The organism is Pseudomonas sp. FJ2-5-13 (assembly GCF_029201605.1).
Taxonomy (GTDB): domain Bacteria; phylum Pseudomonadota; class Gammaproteobacteria; order Pseudomonadales; family Pseudomonadaceae; genus Aquipseudomonas; species Aquipseudomonas lactis.
In genome coordinates this window covers 131658-153220 of the sequence record NZ_CP104045.1, presented here as the reverse complement: position 1 = coordinate 153220, position 21563 = coordinate 131658, and the positions used below count along the sequence as shown (strand labels likewise).

Sequence of the window (21563 nt, the reverse complement as noted above, 5' to 3'; positions counted from 1 at the left end):
TACTAGGGCGATTGTTTAGGATGGCGACCATAAGGTCAATAGTTTGGCACAAACTAGATAGCTAAAAAATCCAGCCAAATATTTGACGTCAATGCATTTATAGACTACGCCCCCAGATTGGCAGCGCTAATAGCGCGCTGCGAAATGGATTTGTCGAAACGGATCGCCGGAGAAAATTTTAATGAGCAGTGTTGTTGCCACCGTCAAAAGCATTGTTGGTCAAGTTTTCGTAATTTCTCCGGAAGGTGCTCGCCGCGTCCTCATTGAAGGTGATCGCTTGTTCGCGGGCGACCAGATCGACACCGGTATGTCGGGCGCCGTGAGCCTGGAGCTGGCCGACGGTCGCATCTTGGACCTGGGCCGTGACACCCAGTGGAGCGCCGATATGCCGGACTCCACCACCGACCTGGCGGCGGCCAGCGAGCAAGCCGCGCCATCGGTGGCCGAGTTGCAACAAGCCATCGCCGCCGGCGCTGACCCGACCACCGACCTGGAAGCCACCGCAGCTGGCGCAAACGCTGCCGGTAACGGTGCCGCCGGGGGTGGCCACAGCTTTGTGGTGCTGGATGCGACCGCCGGCCGTGTAGACCCGACCATCGGCTTCCCCACCGCCCCTATCGGCCAAGGCACTTCAGCACTCAACGCCCTGAGCGGAGCACCAGGCTCGGCGGACTCGGGCAACCAAGTGCTGCAGCCTTCGACCTTGACCCTGAGCGCGACGCCAACCATCACCGAAGCGGGCGGCGTGCTGACCTACACCGCCACCGTGACCCGGCCTTCCACCAGCGATCTGACCGTCACCTTGTCCAATGGCGCGGTGATCACCATCCCGTCCGGCCAACTGACCGGTACGGTCAACGTTCCCCTGGCCCCTAACGACACCCCCTACAACGACCCGAGCCAGATCAGCGTGGGCGTTACCGGCACCAGCGGCGGCGGCAACCTGGTATTGACCATCGACCCTAACCCGGCCGTGACGCAGATCACCGACACCATCGACACCACCACGGTCACCCTGACCGCTGGTTCGACCGTGACCGAAGGCGGCCAGATCACCTATACCGCCACCCTGACCAACCCAGCGCAGACACCGGTGAACATCACCTTGAGCAATGGCTCGGTGATCACCATCAAGGCCGGTGAGTCGACGGGTACCGTTGTCGTTGATACGCCAGCTAACGACGTCTACAACAATGGGTCGACGGTCAGCACCACCATCACCGGCGCAACGGGCGGCAACTTCGAGAACCTGGTACCGAATACCACGCCTGCGGTCACCACCATTACCGATTCGATCGACACCACCACGGTGACTCTGACCGCTGGTTCGACCGTCACCGAAGGTGGCCAGATCACCTACACCGCCACCTTGACCAACCCGGCGCAGACCCCGGTTAACGTCACCTTGAGCAACGGCTCGGTGATCACCATCAAGGCCGGTGAGTCGACAGGCAGCGTTGTGGTTGATACACCGGCTAACGATGTCTACAACAATGGCTCTACCGTCAGCACCACCATCACTGGTGCAACGGGTGGTAACTTCGAGAACCTGGTACCGAATACCACGCCTGCGGTTACTACCATTACCGATTCGATCGACACCACCACGGTCACCCTGACCGCTGGTTCGACCGTGACCGAAGGCGGCCAGATCACCTACACCGCCACGCTGACCAACCCGGCGCAGACCCCGGTGAACGTCACCTTGAGCAATGGCTCGGTGATCACCATCAAGGCCGGCGAATCGACAGGCAGTGTTGTCGTTGATACGCCGGCTAACGACGTCTACAACAACGGTTCGACGGTCAGCACCACCATCACTGGTGCAACGGGCGGTAACTTCGAGAACCTGGTGCCGAATACCACGCCTGCGGTCACCACCATTACCGATTCGATCGACACCACCACGGTCACTCTGACCGCTGGTTCGACCGTGACCGAAGGCGGTCAGATCACCTACACCGCCACCTTGACCAACCCGGCGCAGACCCCGGTGAACGTCACCTTGAGCAATGGCTCGGTGATCACCATCAAGGCCGGTGAGTCGACAGGCAGTGTTGTAGTTGATACGCCGGCTAATGACGTCTACGTCAACGGCAGCACCGTCAGTACGACGATTGCGAGCGCGACTGGCGGCAATTTCGAGAGCTTGGTGCCGAGCACCACGCCAGCGATTACCACCATTACCGATTCGATCGACACCACCACTGTGACGCTGACAGCGCCAACCGAGGCGAACGAAGGTGGGCAGGTTACGTATACCGCCACGCTTTCCAACAAAGCGGGCACTGATGTCACGCTGAAGTTGGATAACGGTTCCTCGATCACCATCAAGGCTGGCGAGACCGTTGGCACCGTAACTGTCCCTGCGCCTACCGATGACGTATTCATCGATAAGAGCACGCAGACCGTCCAGATCACTGAGACCTCTGGCGGCAACTTCGAGAAATTGGAAGTTGCAGGCAATGGCGCAACCACCACGATCAACGACACCCTCGACAAGGTTGATGTGGTGTTGACGGCGACCACTACCGTTGGTGAAGGCGGCAATATCGTCTACACCGCCAGCCTTGTGGATAAGAACGGCGCGCCGGTGACTAACATCACCAACCCGTTGACCGTGACTTTGGATAACGGTCAGACCATTACTATCGGTGTTAACCAATCTAGCGGCACCGTTACTACCGTGGCGCCAGACGATATTTATAAAGGCGATCAGACCGTCACTGCTGCTATCAAGGGTGTGACCGGTGGCGAGCATTTCGAGAACTTGGTTCCTGGTACTACCCCGGTTAATACCACCGTTACGGATACACCAGGCACTGACAACACCACTACGGTGACGCTGACCGCTCCGACCGAAGCGAGCGAAGGTGGTCAGATCACCTACACCGCGACCTTGAGCAACAAGGCCGGTACTGACGTCACCTTGAAGCTGGATAACGGCTCTTCGATCACTATCAAAGCTGGCGAAACCGTTGGCACCGTAACCGTGCCGGCGCCTACCGATGACGTGTTCATCGACAAGAGCACCCAGACCGTCCAGATCACCGAAACCATCGGCGGCAACTTCGAAAAACTGGAAGTTGCAGGTAATGGCGCAACCACGACGATCAACGACACCATCGACAAAGTCGATGTGGTTCTGACGGCCACCAACACTGTTGGCGAAGGCGGCAATATCGTTTACACCGCCAGCCTTGTGGATAAAAACGGCGCACCGGTGACCAACATCACCAACCCGTTGACCGTCACCTTGGATAACGGCCAGACCATCACCATTGGCGTAAACCAGACTAACGGTAGCGTTTCGGTTCTTGCTCCTGATGATGTCTATAAAGGCGATCAGACCGTCACTACTGCTATCAAAGGCGTGACCGGCGGCGAGCACTTTGAGAATCTGGTCCCAGGTACCGATAACGTCACCACAACTGTGACTGATACACCGAGTACCGATAACACCACTACCGTGACGCTGACGGCTCCAACCGAAGCGAGCGAAGGTGGTCAGATCACCTACACCGCGACCTTGAGCAACAAGGCCGGTACTGACGTCACCTTGAAGCTGGATAACGGCTCTTCGATCACTATCAAAGCTGGCGAAACCGTTGGCACCGTAACCGTGCCTGCGTCTACCGATGACGTGTTCATCGATAAGAGCACCCAGACTGTCCAAATCACCGAAACTATCGGCGGCAACTTCGAAAAACTCGAAGTTGCCGGCAGCGGCGCGACCACTACGATCAACGACACCATCGACAAGGTTGATGTAGTTCTGACCGCCACTACCACCGTTGGCGAAGGCGGCAATATCGTCTACACCGCCAGCCTTGTGGATAAAAACGGTGCGCCGGTGACTAACATCACCAATCCGTTGACCGTGACTTTGGATAACGGCAAGACCATCACCATCGGTGTGAATCAGTCGAGCGGCTCTATCACCACCATCGCGCCGGATGATGTGTACAAAGGCGATCAAACTGTCACCACCGCTATCAAAGGCGTGACCGGCGGCGAGCACTTTGAGAATCTGGTCCCAGGTACCGATAACGTCACCACAACTGTGACTGATACACCGGGTACCGATAACACCACTACTGTGACGCTGACGGCTCCAACCGAAGCGAGCGAAGGTGGTCAGATCACCTACACCGCGACCTTGAGCAACAAGGCCGGTACCGACGTCACCTTGAAGCTGGATAACGGCTCTTCGATCACTATCAAAGCTGGCGAGACCGTTGGCACTGTGACCGTGCCTGCGCCTACCGATGACGTGTTCATAGATAAGAGCACTCAGACCGTCAAGATCACCGACGCTTCGGGCGGTAACTTCGAAAAACTGGAAGTTGCAGGCAGCGGCGCAACGACTACGATCAACGACACCATCGACAAGGTGGATGTAGTTTTAACTGCTACCACCACCGTTGGTGAAGGCGGCAACATCGTCTACACCGCCAGCCTTGTGGATAAAAACGGTGCGCCGGTGACTAACATCACCAACCCGTTGACCGTCACCTTGGATAACGGCCAGACCATCACCATTGGCGTAAACCAGACTAGCGGTAGCGTTTCGGTTCTTGCTCCTGATGATGTGTACAAGGGCGACCAGACCGTCACCACCGCCATCAAAGGTGTCACAGGTGGCGAGCACTTCGAAAATCTGGTCCCTGGCACTACAGCGGTGAACACCACCGTTACCGATACATCGAGCACCGATAACACCACCACCGTTACGCTGACAGCGCCGACCGAGGCGAACGAAGGTGGGCAGATTACGTACACCGCCACGCTTTCCAACAAAGCGGGCACTGACGTAACACTGAAACTCGACAACGGTTCAAGCATCACCATCAAGGCCGGCGACACTGTTGGCACTGTGACCGTGCCCGCCCCTACCGATGACGTGTTCATCGATAAGAGCACTCAGACCGTCAAGATCACCGACGCTTCCGGCGGCAACTTCGAAAAACTCGAAGTGGCAGGCAACGGCGCAACCACCACCATCAACGACACGATCGACAAAGTTGATGTGGTCCTGACGGCCACCACCACCGTTGGTGAAGGCGGCAACATCGTCTACACCGCCAGCCTTGTGGATAAAAACGGTGCGCCGGTGACTAACATCACCAACCCGTTGACCGTCACCTTGGATAACGGCCAGACCATCACCATTGGCGTAAACCAGACTAGCGGTAGCGTTTCGGTTCTTGCTCCTGATGATGTCTATAAAGGCGATCAAACCGTCACCACCGCTATCAAGGGTGTTACCGGCGGCGAGCACTTCGAAAATCTGGTTCCAGGTACTACCCCGGTTAACACCACCGTTACCGATACACCGAGCACCGATAACACCACCACCGTTACGCTGACAGCGCCGACGGAGGCGAATGAGGGTGGCCAGATCACCTATACCGCGACCTTGAGCAATAAGGCCGGTACCGACGTCACGCTGAAGTTGGATAACGGCTCTTCGATCACCATCAAGGCTGGCGACACGGTTGGCACCGTAACCGTGCCCGCTCCTAGCGATGACGTGTTCATCGATAAGAGCACTCAGACCGTCAAGATCACCGACGCTTCCGGCGGCAACTTCGAAAAACTCGAAGTGGCAGGCTCCGGCGCAACGACCACGATCAACGACACCATCGACAAGGTGGATGTAGTTCTAACTGCTACCACCACCGTTGGCGAAGGCGGCAACATCGTCTACACCGCTAGCCTTGTGGATAAAAACGGTGCGCCGGTGACTAACATCACCAACCCGTTGACCGTCACCTTGGATAACGGCCAGACCATCACCATCGGCGTAAACCAGACTAGCGGTAGCGTTTCGGTTCTTGCTCCTGATGATGTGTACAAGGGCGACCAGACCGTCACCACCGCCATCAAAGGTGTCACAGGTGGCGAGCACTTCGAAAATCTGGTCCCTGGCACTACAGCGGTGAACACCACCGTTACCGATACACCGAGCACCGATAACACCACCACCGTTACGCTGACAGCGCCGACCGAGGCGAACGAAGGTGGGCAGATTACGTACACCGCCACGCTTTCCAACAAAGCGGGCACTGACGTAACACTGAAACTCGACAACGGTTCAAGCATCACCATCAAGGCCGGCGACACTGTTGGTACTGTGACCGTGCCTGCGCCTACCGATGACGTGTTTATCGATAAGAGCACGCAGACCGTTCAGATCACCGAGACCACTGGTGGCAACTTCGAAAAACTGGAAGTCGCAGGTAATGGCGCAACCACCACGATCAACGACACCATCGACAAGGTGGATGTAGTTCTAACTGCTACCACTACCGTCGGCGAAGGCGGCAATATCGTTTACACCGCCAGCCTTGTGGATAAAAACGGCGCGCCGGTGACCAACATCACCAATCCGCTGACCGTCACCTTGGATAACGGCCAGACCATCACCATTGGCGTAAACCAGTCGAGCGGTTCTATCACCACCATCGCGCCAGACGATGTCTACAAAGGCGACCAGACCGTCACTACCGCCATCAAAGGCGTGACCGGCGGCGAGCACTTTGAAAATCTGGTTCCAGGTACTACCTCGGTTAATACCACCGTTACGGATACACCAGGCACTGACAACACCACTACGGTGACGCTGACCGCTCCGGCCGAGGCAAACGAAGGTGGGCAGATCACGTACACCGCCACGCTTTCCAACAAAGCGGGCACTGACGTAACGCTGAAACTCGACAACGGTTCAAGCATCACCATCAAGGCTGGCGACACCGTTGGCACTGTGACCGTGCCTGCGCCTACCGATGACGTGTTTATCGATAAGAGCACGCAGACCGTTCAGATCACCGAGACCACTGGTGGCAACTTCGAAAAACTGGAAGTCGCAGGTAATGGCGCAACCACCACGATCAACGACACCATCGACAAGGTGGATGTAGTTCTAACTGCTACCACCACCGTTGGCGAAGGCGGCAATATCGTCTACACCGCCAGCCTTGTGGATAAAAACGGCGCACCGGTGACCAACATCACCAACCCGCTGACCGTGACATTGGATAACGGCCAGACCATCACTATTGGCGTAAACCAGTCGAGCGGTTCTATCACCACCATCGCGCCAGACGATGTCTACAAAGGCGACCAGACCGTCACTACCGCCATCAAAGGCGTGACCGGCGGCGAGCACTTTGAAAATCTGGTTCCAGGTACTACCCCGGTTAATACCACCGTTACGGATACACCAGGCACTGACAACACCACTACGGTGACGCTGACCGCTCCGGCCGAGGCAAACGAAGGTGGGCAGATCACGTACACCGCCACGCTTTCCAACAAAGCGGGCACTGACGTAACGCTGAAACTCGACAACGGTTCTTCGATCACCATCAAGGCTGGCGACACTGTTGGCACTGTGACTGTGCCCGCTCCAAGCGATGACGTGTTCATCGATAAGAGTACCCAGACCGTCAAGATTACTGACGCTTCCGGCGGCAACTTCGAAAAACTCGAAGTCGCAGGTAACGGCGCAACGACCACGATCAACGACACCATCGACAAGGTGGATGTAGTTCTAACTGCTACCACTACCGTCGGCGAAGGCGGCAACATCGTCTACACCGCCAGCCTTGTGGATAAGAACGGCGCACCGGTGACTAACATCACCAATCCGCTGACCGTCACCCTCGATAACGGCCAGACCATCACCATTGGCGTAAACCAATCGAGCGGTACCGTTTCGGTTCTTGCTCCTGATGATGTTTACAAAGGCGACCAGACCGTCACTACTGCTATCAAAGGCGTAACCGGCGGCGAGCATTTCGAGAACCTGGTGCCGGGCACTACCGCGGTGAACACCACCGTTACGGACACACCGGGTACCGATAACACCACCACCGTGACGCTGACAGCGCCAAGTGTCGTTAACGAAGGCGGCCAGATCACGTACACCGCGACCTTGAGCAATAAGGCCGGCACCGACGTCACGCTGAAACTCGACAATGGTTCAAGCATCACCATCAAGGCTGGAGACACTGTTGGCACCGTGACCGTGCCTGCGCCTACCGATGACGTGTTCATCGATAAGAGCACTCAGACCGTCAAGATCACCGACGCTTCGGGCGGCAACTTCGAAAAATTGGAAGTTGCAGGCAACGGCGCAACGACCACGATCAATGACACCATCGACAAGGTAGATGTGGTCCTGACCGCTACTACCACCGTCGGCGAAGGCGGCAATATCGTCTACACCGCCAGCCTTGTGGATAAAAACGGCGCAGCGGTGACTAACATCACCAATCCGTTGACCGTCACCTTGGATAATGGCCAGACCATCACCATTGGCGTAAACCAATCGAGCGATAGCGTTTCGGTTCTTGCTCCTGATGACGTGTACAAGGGCGACCAAACCGTCACCACCGCTATCAAGGGTGTGACCGGTGGCGAGCACTTTGAAAATCTAGTTCCGGGTACTACCGCGGTGAACACCACCGTTACGGACACCCCGGGTACCGACAACACCACGACTGTCACCTTGACTGCGCCAAGTGCCGTTAACGAAGGCAGCCAGATCACCTACACCGCGACCTTGAGCAACAAGGCCGGTACTGACGTCACCTTGAAGCTGGATAACGGCTCGTCGATCACCATCAAAGCTGGCGAGACCGTCGGCACTGTGACCGTGCCTGCGCCTACCGATGACGTGTTCATCGATAAGAGCACTCAGACCGTCAAGATCACCGACGCTTCGGGCGGCAACTTCGAAAAATTGGAAGTTGCAGGCAACGGCGCAACGACCACGATCAATGACACCATCGACAAGGTAGATGTGGTCCTGACCGCTACTACCACCGTCGGCGAAGGCGGCAATATCGTCTACACCGCCAGCCTTGTGGATAAAAACGGCGCAGCGGTGACTAACATCACCAATCCGTTGACCGTCACCTTGGATAATGGCCAGACCATCACCATTGGCGTAAACCAATCGAGCGGTAGCGTTTCGGTTCTTGCTCCTGATGACGTGTACAAGGGCGACCAAACCGTCACCACCGCTATCAAGGGTGTGACCGGTGGCGAGCACTTTGAAAATCTAGTTCCGGGTACTACCGCGGTGAACACCACCGTTACGGACACCCCGGGTACCGACAACACCACGACTGTCACCTTGACTGCGCCAAGTGCCGTTAACGAAGGCAGCCAGATCACCTACACCGCGACCTTGAGCAACAAGGCCGGTACTGACGTCACCTTGAAGCTGGATAACGGCTCGTCGATCACTATCAAAGCTGGCGAGACCGTCGGTACTGTGACCGTGCCTGCGCCTACCGATGACGTGTTCATCGATAAGAGCACTCAGACCGTCAAGATCACCGACGCTTCGGGCGGCAACTTCGAAAAACTGGAAGTTGCAGGCAGCGGCGCGACCACTACGATCAACGACACCATCGACAAAGTTGATGTGGTCCTGACCGCCACTACCACCGTCGGCGAAGGCGGTAACATCGTTTACACCGCCAGCCTTGTGGATAAGAACGGCGCACCGGTGACCAACATCACCAATCCGCTGACCGTGACATTGGATAACGGCCAGACCATCACTATTGGCGTAAACCAGTCGAGCGGTTCTATCACCACCATCGCGCCAGACGATGTCTACAAAGGCGACCAGACCGTCACTACCGCCATCAAAGGCGTGACCGGCGGCGAGCACTTTGAAAATCTGGTTCCAGGTACTACCCCGGTTAATACCACCGTTACGGATACACCAGGCACTGACAACACCACTACGGTGACGCTGACCGCTCCGGCCGAGGCAAACGAAGGTGGGCAGATCACGTACACCGCCACGCTTTCCAACAAAGCGGGCACTGACGTAACGCTGAAACTCGACAACGGTTCTTCGATCACCATCAAGGCTGGCGACACTGTTGGCACTGTGACTGTGCCCGCTCCAAGCGATGACGTGTTCATCGATAAGAGTACCCAGACCGTCAAGATTACTGACGCTTCCGGCGGCAACTTCGAAAAACTCGAAGTCGCAGGTAACGGCGCAACGACCACGATCAACGACACCATCGACAAGGTGGATGTAGTTCTAACTGCTACCACTACCGTCGGCGAAGGCGGCAACATCGTCTACACCGCCAGCCTTGTGGATAAGAACGGCGCACCGGTGACTAACATCACCAATCCGCTCACCGTGACTCTGGATAACGGCAAGACCATCACCATCGGCGTAAACCAATCGAGCGGTAGCGTTTCGGTTCTTGCTCCGGATGATGTCTATAAGGGCGATCAAACCGTTACCACCGCCATCAAAGGCGTGACCGGCGGCGAGCATTTCGAGAACCTGGTGCCTGGCACTACGGCAGTGAACACCACTGTCACCGATACTCCCGGTACCGACAACACCACCACTGTGACGCTGACAGCGCCAAGTGCCGTTAACGAAGGTGGCCAGATCACCTACACCGCGACCTTGAGCAACAAGGCCGGTACTGACGTCACCTTGAAGCTGGATAACGGCTCTTCGATCACTATCAAAGCTGGCGAGACCGTCGGCACTGTGACCGTGCCTGCGCCTACCGATGACGTGTTCATCGATAAGAGCACTCAGACGGTCAAGATCACCGAAACCACTGGCGGCAACTTCGAAAAACTGGAAGTGGCAGGCAACGGCGCAACGACCACGATCAACGACACCATCGACAAAGTCGATGTGGTCCTGACCGCGACCACCACCGTTGGCGAAGGCGGCAACATCGTCTACACCGCCAGCCTTGTGGATAAAAACGGCGCGCCGGTGACTAACATCACCAATCCGCTCACCGTGACTCTGGATAACGGCAAGACCATCACCATCGGCGTAAACCAATCGAGCGGTAGCGTTTCGGTTCTTGCTCCGGATGATGTCTATAAAGGCGATCAAACCGTCACCACCGCAATCAAAGGCGTAACCGGCGGCGAGCATTTCGAGAATCTGGTCCCTGGCACTACCGCGGTGAACACGACCGTTACGGACACACCGGGTACCGATAACACCACCACCGTTACGCTGACAGCGCCAAGTGCCGTTAACGAAGGTGGTCAGATCACCTACACCGCGACCTTGAGCAACAAGGCCGGTACTGACGTCACCTTGAAGCTGGATAACGGCTCTTCGATCACTATCAAAGCTGGCGAGACCGTCGGCACTGTGACCGTGCCTGCGCCTACCGATGACGTGTTCATCGATAAGAGCACTCAGACGGTCAAGATCACCGAAACCACTGGCGGCAACTTCGAAAAACTCGAAGTGGCAGGAAACGGCGCAACCACCACGATCAACGACACCATCGACAAAGTCGATGTGGTCCTGACCGCCACTACCACCGTCGGCGAAGGCGGCAACATCGTCTACACCGCCAGCCTTGTGGATAAGAACGGCGCACCGGTGACCAACATCACCAATCCGCTGACCGTGACTTTGGATAACGGCCAGACCATCACTATTGGCGTAAACCAGTCGAGCGGTTCTATCACCACCATCGCGCCAGACGATGTCTACAAAGGCGACCAGACCGTCACTACCGCCATCAAAGGCGTGACCGGCGGCGAGCACTTTGAAAATCTGGTTCCAGGTACTACCCCGGTTAACACCACCGTTACGGACACACCGGGCACCGATAACACCACCACGGTTACGCTGACTGCGCCAAGTGCCGTTAACGAAGGCGGCCAGATCACCTACACCGCGACCTTGAGCAACAAGGCCGGTACTGACGTCACCTTGAAGCTGGATAACGGCTCGTCGATCACTATCAAAGCTGGCGAGACCGTCGGTACTGTGACCGTGCCTGCGCCTACCGATGACGTGTTCATCGATAAGAGCACTCAGACCGTCAAGATCACCGACGCTTCGGGCGGCAACTTCGAAAAACTGGAAGTTGCAGGCAGCGGCGCGACCACTACGATCAACGACACTATCGACAAAGTCGATGTGGTCCTGACCGCCACTACCACCGTCGGCGAAGGCGGCAACATCGTCTACACCGCCAGCCTTGTGGATAAGAACGGCGCACCGGTGACCAACATCACCAATCCGCTGACCGTGACCCTGGATAACGGCAAGACCATCACCATCGGTGTGAATCAGTCGAGCGGTTCCATCACCACCGTAGCGCCAAACGACGTCTACAAAGGCGACCAAACCGTCACCACCGCTATCAAAGGCGTGACCGGCGGCGAGCACTTTGAAAATCTAGTGCCGGGTACTACGGCGGTGAATACCACCGTCACGGACACACCAGGTACCGACAACACCACTACTGTGACGCTGACAGCGCCTAACGCTGTTAACGAAGGTGGGCAGATTACGTACACCGCAACGCTTTCCAATAAAGCGGGCACTGATGTCACGCTGAAGTTAGATAACGGTTCGTCGATCACCATCAAGGCCGGCGAAACCGTCGGCACCGTGACTGTCCCTGCGCCTACCGATGACGTGTTTATCGATAAGAGCACCCAGACCGTCAAGATCACCGAAACCACTGGCGGCAACTTCGAAAAACTCGAAGTGGCAGGAAACGGCGCAACCACCACGATCAACGACACCATCGACAAAGTCGATGTGGTCCTGACCGCCACTACCACCGTCGGCGAAGGCGGCAATATCGTCTACACCGCCAGCCTTGTGGATAAGAACGGCGCACCGGTGACCAACATCACCAATCCGCTGACCGTGACCCTGGATAACGGCAAGACCATCACCATCGGTGTGAATCAGTCGAGCGGTTCCATCACCACCGTAGCGCCAAACGACGTCTACAAAGGCGACCAAACCGTCACCACCGCCATCAAAGGCGTGACCGGCGGCGAGCACTTCGAGAACCTGGTGCCGGGCACGACGGCGGTGAACACCACCGTCACCGACACACCAGGCTCCACCGACCTGACCACCGTCACCCTGACCGCCCCGACCGCGGTCAACGAAGGCGGCCAGATCACCTACACCGCCACCTTGAGCAACAAGGCCGGTAGCGACATGCTGGTCCAGCTCGACAACGGTTCGAGCATCACCATCAAGCAAGGTGAGACCGTGGGCACGGTGACCGTCCCGGCGCCTACCGATGACGTGTTCATCGACAAGAGCACCCAGACCGTCAAGATCACCGGCACCACCGGCGGCAATTTCGAGGGTGTGACCATCACTCCTGCAGGCGCCACGACCACCGTCAACGACACCATCGATGACGTGACCGTGGTGCTCAAGGCCACTGGCTCGGTCAGCGAGGGCGGGCAGATCGTCTACACCGCGTCCCTGGTCGACAAAAACGGCGCGGCCGTGAACAACGTGGGCTCCGACCTGGTGGTAAGGCTGGATAACGGCTCGACCATCACCATTGGCAGCGGCAAGTCCACCAGCTTCACGACGGCTACCGCACCGAACGATGCCTATGTCGGCGCCAATGATGTCAGCGCCAAGATCACCGGCGTGGTCAGCGGTGGCGACAAGTACGAGCATCTGATTGTTGATGGCAGCCCCGCGGTCACCAAGGTCACGGATGTAGTGACTGATACAAAAATCAGCATTACGGGCGACGGTTCGGTCACTGAAGGTGGCACCGCCCACTACACCCTGACCTTGACCAACCCGCCGCAAACGGATGTGACCGTGACGCTCAAATACAGCGGCACAGCCACTGACGGTTCGGACTTCACTGGCGTGTATACCGTGAAGATCCCGGCAGGCTCCAGCAGTGTGCCGTTTGATATCCGCACGCTCGACGACAAGATTACCGAGCCTACGGAACAGATCGTCATCACCATCGACAAGGTCACCGGAGGCAACTTCGAGAACCTGGTGATCGACAAAGGCACTGTCACCACCAACATCCTCGACAACGATGCTCCGCCGGTGATCGACCTGGATGCCAACAACTCCAGCGGCGCCACGGGTGCTGATTACAAGACGACGTTTACCGAGGGTACCGCCGGGCCGGGCGTGTCGATCGCCGACACGGATATCAAGATCACTGACCCAGACAGCACACTGCTGACGGGCGCGACGGTCACGCTGACCAACGCACAGGCCGGTGATGCCCTCAATCTGGGCAATAGCGTGAATGGCATCAGCGTCAGCACCAACAACCAGACGGGCACTATTACCCTGACGTTGTCCGGCAGCGCGACGCTGGCTGACTACATGCAGCGCATCCAGAACATCACGTTCACCAACAACAGCCACGACCCAAGCACCACGCCGCGCACCATCACCGTGACGGTGACCGATGGCGGCAACTACTCCAACGTGGCCACCACCACCGTCAACGTGGTGGCGGTCAACGATGCGCCAGTGGCCACTGGCGGTGCCGTGACCGGTACGGAAGACACCGCCCTGGCCCTGACCTGGGCCAACTTCGGCGTGAGCGATGTGGACTCGCCGCAAGCCAGCCTCGGGGTAAAAATCACCGAGCTGCCGGTGGCCGGCAAGCTGCAATACCTGGCGGCGGACGGCAGCACCTGGACCAACGTGACCAGCGGCCAGACCTTTACCAAGGCCCAGATCGACGGCGGCCAACTGCGCTTTACGCCGAATGCCAACGAGTCCGGCGCCGACGGTTATGGCGGCACTGGCGTGGGTAACAAGCAGGCGGATTACGCGCAGTTCAAGTTCCAGCCAACCGATGGCAAGGACCTGGGTACCAGCGCCACGGTGAAAGTCGATATCACGCCAGTGGCCGATGCACCGACCCTCAGCGTGGCCGACAACAACGTTGCCTCGACCGGGCTGGTCAAACAGGGCTGGAACAGCATCGCCGGCCTTGGAAACAACGGCAACGGCGCTGCGCCAGACGTGCTGAAAAAAGCCATCGATAACGCCGGCACGCCGAACAACACCTCGGTGGTGACCAACGTCGAGTCTGTCGACAACGTCGCCGCCGGCTCTGGCTCAAAAATCTCCGGCCTGATCTACATGGAAGCGGGCAAGAGCTACACCTTCAGCGGCATCGCCGATGACAGCGTGGTGGTCAACGTTGGCGGTAAAGACGTTGCCAGCGGTTTGTGGGGCACCAACAGCGGCAAGTTCAGCGGCTCGTTCACGCCAACGACCACCGGTTACTACAGCCTTGAGATCTACCAAGCCAACCAGGCGGGCCCAGGCAGCTTCGACGTCAACCTGTCGATCAACGGCGGGGCGGTGCAGAACCTGAGCACCAGCACCGTGCCCTTGTACACCGGCCTTACCGACCTGACCAACGCCGGCGTCACCGTATCCGACCTGCATGGCAGCAACGGTGACGGTTACTACGTGGGCTACAAGCTCAACGAAGGCCAGGAGAACGGGACGGTCAAACTGTCCAAGGTCACCACCGCGCTGACCGACACCGACGGCTCCGAAACCCTGAGCGTAAAGATCAGCGGCATTCCGGCAGGCTCGGTGCTTACCGACGCATCGGGGCACACCTTTACCGCGGGTAAAACCGTGGGCGAAGTGAATGTCACCGGCTGGGACCTGAACACCCTGACCATCAAGCCGCCGACCTACTACAGCGGCCAGTTCAACCTGACGGTCACCTCGACTTCCACCGAGAGCATCGGCGGTTCAGCGACCACCACCGCGCAATTGCCCGTCACGGTGCATCCAGCGACCTACAATTCGGTCACCGGCACCTCGGGCAGCGACACCATCAATGGCAGCGATGGCAACGACATTGTCGTGGCCGACGTCGCCGGCTTGAACGTGGTGCAGGGCAAGAACTACAACATCGCGTTCATGATCGATACATCGGGCAGTATGGGTGCGGACTCGATAGCAGCGGCAAAAACCTCGCTGACCACCACGTTCAACTCGCTGAAAAACAGTATCGGCGCCAGCACTTCTGGCACTGTGAATATCTTCCTGGCGGATTTCAGCGACCAGGTCAATCGCACGGTGACAGTCAACCTGAAAGACCCAGGTGCATTGGACTCGCTGCAGAAAGTCCTGGATTCCATGGTGTCTACCGGCGGGACCAACTACGAAGACGAGTTCAAGGCCGCGGCCAACTTCTTCAAGAGTGCCCAGGCGACTGGCAACACTGGCGCTATCAATACAACGTACTTCATCACCGATGGTCAGCCGACGTTTTACCAAGCGTCCGAGCAGACCAACCCATACTTGTACGGCAACGTCAGGCTCGATGATGTCGTCACCATGAACAACTACACCATAGGTACCGCCACCCGGATCAACATCGATTCGAATAACTACCTTGATATCAACTCTGCCGGCAAGGTAACCCTCTGGTCTTACGGCTGGGGGTACAACAAGGGAATCATCCACGCCCAAGGGGATGGCACCTATGAAATATCGGTGCAAGGCGGCCTCGGCTACGATACCGACTACTCCACCACCCTCAACTCCAACAGCGCGTTCGCACTGCTTAAAGGTCTGTCCACAGGTGGCGTAGAAGCCATCGGCCTCAACAGTGGGGTCAGCCTGAATCAGTTGGCACCGTACGACAGCGATGGCAAGCCACAGGCCAACATCGATCCGAAGGACCTGGCCAACGCGATCCTCGGCCACACCGAGGCGACGTTGCCGGGCGCAGACACCGTCATCGGGGGCGATGGCAACGACATCCTGTTCGGCGACCTGGTGAGCTTCAGCGGGATCAATGGCGAGGGTTACAACGCGCTGCAGGCCTTTGTCGCACAGAAGACCGGCGTGGCTGTCTCGGCAGTGACTGCCTCTAACGTTCACCAGTACGTCACCGAGCACTATGTGGACTTCGACGTCTCCGGCGCCAAAGATGCCGGCGACACACTGTTGGGCGGCGCTGGCGATGACATCTTGTTCGGCCAAGGCGGCAACGACACGCTCGATGGCGGCAAAGGCAATGACATCCTACTGGGTGGCACGGGTAACGACACGTTGATTGGCGGCCAGGGCAACGACATCCTGATCGGTGGCTCGGGTGCCGACACCTTTGTGTGGAAGTCTGGCGACATCGGCAACGATGTGATCAAGGACTTCAAAGCCTCGGAAGGCGACCGCATTGATCTGCGCGATTTGTTGAAAGGTGAAACCGACAGCACCATCGACAACTACCTCAAGATCACCACGGTAGACGGCGTGTCGACCCTGCAAGTGAGCAGTGAAGGCAAGCTCAACGCCGCCGGTGGCTTGGCCAATGCCGATGTGACGATCAAGCTGGAAGGCAACGACTGGTCCCACACCAGCATCAACTCGCTGATCAGTGGTGCCGACCCGACCATCAAGATCGACCACACTTAAGACACGATTAATCGGCCGCCCTTCCAGGCGGCCGATTTTTTGGCCTGCGAGTCGCTGGCCCTGGCGGACGGTGCATCGCATACTCACGCCCATACACACAGCGTTGACCTATGCTGTTGAACGCCTGTGGCGCATTTTCGAGGGGTTGTTATGTTTTACGTGCAACGTGATGCACAGGGCGCGCTGGTTCGCGTAGAGGCTATCGCCTTTGCCGACTCCACCGAAACCCTGCCGGCCGATCACCATGAGATCCAGGCCTGGTACGCCAACGAAGTGGTGGAAACCAGCCTGGCCCAGCTCAAGCAGAGCGACTTGGAGATGATCCGGGTGCTGGACGACTTGATCCAGGTACTGACCCGCAAAGGGGTGATCAGCGTGACCGACCTGCCGCCGGCAGCCCAGGCCAAGTTGATGGACCGTAACCAGGCGCGGGAGGCGTTGGGTGGGTTGAGCCAGTTGATCGATGATGACGAGAAGGGATTGATTTAATCCAACCGCTCCTACCGCTGTAGGAGCGAGCTTGCTCGCGAAAAAACTGAAATCGCCACGGGGGGTCAGGCTTTGCGCGTTATCGTTGACGATCTTCGCGAGCAAGCTCGCTCCTACAGGTAATTATTTCCAGGGTGCGGGTTCGCCAAACAGTTGGCCCTGCACACCGAAAATTCCCATCTCCCGAATCACCTTCAGTTCGCCCTCGGTCTCTACACGCTCGGCAATCAGCGGCAGGTCGATGCTATGGGCCGCTCGCTGAATGGCCTCGATAAACAGGCGCTTGTCACTTTCCTGGTCGATGGCGCGAATGTAGCTGCCGTCGATCTTCAGGTACGCCAGGCCCAGGCGCGCCAGGTTACCGATCATGCTGAACCGCCCACCGAAACGTTGCAGGCTGAGGGAGAAACCCAGCTCGCGCAGGCGCTGGGTCATCTGTTCCAGCACGTGCTGCTCAGGCAGTTGCTCTTCACCGATCTCCAGGGTGAGGCGCGGGCCCAGGTTGCTGTGCTGGCGTAGCAGGTCATAGATGCGGTTCAGAGCCTGGGGGTCCTGCAGGGTCGCGGCCGAGAGGTTCAGCGCAAGGTTCTCGGTGTGGCTGCTCATCTGCTTGAGCACCTGCTCCAGCATCAGGCGGTCCAGGCGGGCCGACCAACCGAAGCGCTCAAGCCACGGCAGGAAGCGCCCGGCCGGTATGGTGTGACCATCCTCGTCCTGCAAGCGCGACAGCACTTTGTAGTGCAAGACCAACTGCGGGTCCTGGCTGGCCACCACCGGCTGGAAATACAGCTGGAAGCGCTGCTGGGTCAGGGCCTGGTCCAACAAGGTGTGCCAGGCATGGTGATCGTCTCCCACGCTGGCGGCGGCGCTGCGGTCCAGGCACACCCAACTGGTGTCGCCCTGCGCTTGGGCCTGGGCCAGGGCCTGGTCGGCCAGGGTCAACAGGGCTTGGGGCGCGTCGCCATGGCTAAACGGCGCCAGGCCAATGTAGGCGACCGGCGTAACGTCGCTGGCACCGGTCGCTTGCAGGCTGAGCAAAGTGCTTTCGAGGTTTTGCGCCAGTTGCACCGCTTCTTCACGCATCAACCCTGGCGCCAGCACGGCGAACTCACCGCCACGAATACGGGTGACCAGGTTATGGGTTTCCGGGTACGGCGCGCACTGGCGCAGCAGTTGTTCGCCAACCGCTTGCAGCAACTGGTCGGTACGCTGGCCGCCCAGGCGCTGGTTGAGGCCAGCCAGGTCCTTGACGCGCAGCAACAGCAGGTAGCCAGAGTTGGTCTCTTCCGGGTTACTGACGCGGGCGTTGAGCTGCATCTCGAAATAACGACGGTTGGCGAGGCCGGTGAGGTTGTCCTGGTAGGATTCGGTGCGCAGTTTTTCGCTACGCTCAGCCTGCTCCTGGAAAAGCGCCTTGAGCTTTTCCACCATCTGGTTCATGGCCTGTACCACGCGACGCAGTTCTGGCGTGCGGGGCAAGTCAGGCAGGCTGAGGAACTCGCGGCGGGCAATGGCGTGGGATTGCTTGACCATATAGTCCAACGGCTTCAATTGCCGGCGCAGCAGCAGCCCACCGAGCACCACGCTGACCGCGCCGCACAGCAGCAACCACCCCAGGCTGCCCAGGGCGCTTTGCCAGAGCTTGGCCAGGGCGAACATCGGATGGCTGACCACTTCTACCCGTGCGGCCTGTTCCCAGCCACGGCTGACCAGCGCATCACCGCCGGCCGGCTCCAGGCCGATCAACTTGACGAACCAGTTGGGCACGCCGTTGTTGTCGGGAATACCGCTGCGCTCGACGATGGTTTTGTCGGTGGCCAGGTCCACGACGCGGATGCTGGCGTAGTAACCGCTGTCGAAGATCGAGCTGACCAGCAGCTCCACCATGGCAGGGTCGTCGATATTCGGGGTCAGCGACAACGCCAACGCCGTCGCGGCATCCTGGGCGTGGGAGCGCAGTTGGTTGACGTACTGGGTGCGCGAGCTTTCCAGGCTGACCATGAAGCTGCCGCTGAAGGCGACCACCAGGAACAGACAGATTGCGATCAATAGCTGTTTGAACAGAGACATCCGATCAGTTACTCCTAGTTGGCAGGCTCGGCTGGAAAGCCTTCCGCACGCATTTTTCTCAACACATCCTGCCAGCGCGACAGGCGTTTGGTATCACCGACTTTCTTGTTGCCCTTGGCGCCGGGCAAGTACAGCCCCTCGGCGTTGAATGAGTACACCGGGACCAGATCGGTGCGACGGGTGGCCGGCAGGATCTCATCCATCAGGCTGTCGAGCACCAGTGGTACCGCGTCGGGGGTCGAGTAATAGGTCAGGACCATGTGCGCTCGATTCTGCCGCAGGGCCTTGACGTACGTAATGCGCAGTTTGTCGCTGGACACCCCCAGATGACGCAAACTGAAATACTTTGCGATGGCGTAGTCTTCGCAGTCACCGGCACCTTTCCAGAGTGCTTCGACGGGTGTCTCCCAATAATCGACAACGTGCCAGAGATCGATGTCTTCCACGTAGGTCATTTGCTTGTTGAAGAACAAATTGACGACCTTGAGCTGGTCCTGCTCGCTGACCTGTTTTTCGCTCGCCAATAGCCGCTGCCAGGCGTCGATACGCTGCTGGCCTTGGCCCAACGGCCCGTAGACGGCGGTGGCCTTGCGGCTGATCTGCGAGAAATCCCAATCGGCACGCAGCCCGCCAAGCATCAGGCCAGCCAGTAAAATTGCTGATAAAAGCCAGCAAAGCAGTCGATAGGGAATAAAACTTACCGCCAAAGTGTTCAGTCCATGAAAGAGACGGAATTTCAAGGAATGGTGAAGCCTGGCCCTACAAAAAACAATGGCACAGTGCAATCATTCGCGGGAGCCGCGTTTTTATAACCGCCCCTTGTGAGAGACACAAAGTATGCTGTGTAAGCCCTTACAAACGGAAACTCTGGCTGTTTGACAAGCGCCTGGCCCATCTTTAGTGTTCTTTGGATCCAATTAGCCAAACTATTATTCAAGAAAAGGAGGATAGCGCAACCGTGACGCAGAAGCCGAACCCATTAAGCAGCATCAAAATCAGCGGACCTATTCCCGCCCATCTTGCGCGCTCGGTTATTGAAGAAACCTTGCGTAATGCCATCCTCGATGGGCGATTGCCCTGTGGCACCGCCATGCGCCAGCAAGAACTGGCCAGCCTGTTCGGCGTGAGCCGCATGCCCGTGCGCGAAGCCTTGCGCCAGCTGGAGGCGCAATCCTTGCTGCATGTGGTGACTCACAAGGGTGCCGTCGTTGCCCCCTTGATCGAGGACAATTCGGCTGAGACCTATGCCTTGCGCATGCTGCTGGAGTCCGAAGCCCTGCGCCTGTCGATTCCGTTGCTCACCGACGCGGACCTTGCTCAAGCCGAGGCCTGTATCAATGCACTGGAAAGCGAAAAAGACTACACCGAGATTGGTCGGCTCAATCGCCTGTTCCACATGGTGTTGTATGGCAAGGCGCCCAACCAGCGGCTACTCACTCTGGTCGAGCACGGGTTGAACGAGGAGGAGCGCTTCCTGCGCTTCAACCTTGAAGCGATGGGGCTGGGCGAGACTTCCCAGGAGGATCACCGCGAACTGCTGAGCCTGGTGGCACAGAAGAGGGTCGAGGAGAGCATCCTGACGCTGCGTAACCACTTGATGCGAGGCATGGAGGTAATCGCGACCTACCTCAGGGGCCTTGAGAGCGCCGACAAAAAAGCCGTGTAGTCGGTTTTTTCGCCTGAGCCCTTAATACTTATGTGACCGAGCAACTTCCCTATCAGGATTGTTGCTCCGTCAGAAATATTAAAAAAATCAACTAAAGGA

5 protein-coding genes and 1 pseudogene are annotated in these 21563 nt (G+C 58.0%); 3 read left to right on the top strand and 3 right to left on the bottom strand.

What is annotated here, in order from left to right; translation table 11 throughout:
- The first annotated feature begins 181 nt into the window (after positions 1 to 181).
- Both N2A98_RS00645 and N2A98_RS00640 read left to right on the top strand, forming a co-directional pair.
- Complete coding sequence (locus tag N2A98_RS00645) at positions 182 to 17239, top strand: retention module-containing protein (RefSeq protein WP_275622877.1); 17058 nt, start codon at positions 182 to 184, stop codon at positions 17237 to 17239.
- Between the two features lie 150 nt (positions 17240 to 17389).
- Positions 17390 to 17728, top strand: coding sequence for a hypothetical protein (locus tag N2A98_RS00640; protein WP_032894252.1), 339 nt, complete (start codon positions 17390 to 17392; stop codon positions 17726 to 17728).
- An 18-nt stretch (positions 17729 to 17746) separates the two neighbouring features.
- Here the strand turns inward: N2A98_RS00640 and N2A98_RS00635 are convergent.
- The 3 genes and pseudogenes from N2A98_RS00635 to lapG form a co-directional block, all read right to left on the bottom strand.
- Positions 17747 to 17833: pseudogene (locus N2A98_RS00635) on the bottom strand (outer membrane lipoprotein carrier protein LolA); the annotation flags it as partial.
- An 18-nt stretch (positions 17834 to 17851) separates the two neighbouring features.
- Complete coding sequence (gene lapD, locus N2A98_RS00630; protein ID WP_044270349.1) at positions 17852 to 19798, bottom strand: cyclic di-GMP receptor LapD; 1947 nt, start codon at positions 19796 to 19798, stop codon at positions 17852 to 17854.
- Between the two features lie 14 nt (positions 19799 to 19812).
- A complete protein-coding gene (gene lapG / locus N2A98_RS00625) occupies positions 19813 to 20505 on the bottom strand; it encodes a cysteine protease LapG (protein WP_014716364.1) in 693 nt (230 codons plus the stop codon).
- A 251-nt stretch (positions 20506 to 20756) separates the two neighbouring features.
- Between lapG and N2A98_RS00620 the strand changes: the two genes are divergently transcribed.
- Entirely contained in the window at positions 20757 to 21464 is a 708-nt protein-coding gene (locus N2A98_RS00620; protein ID WP_032894258.1) for a GntR family transcriptional regulator, read from the top strand.
- Positions 21465 to 21563 lie beyond the last annotated feature (99 nt).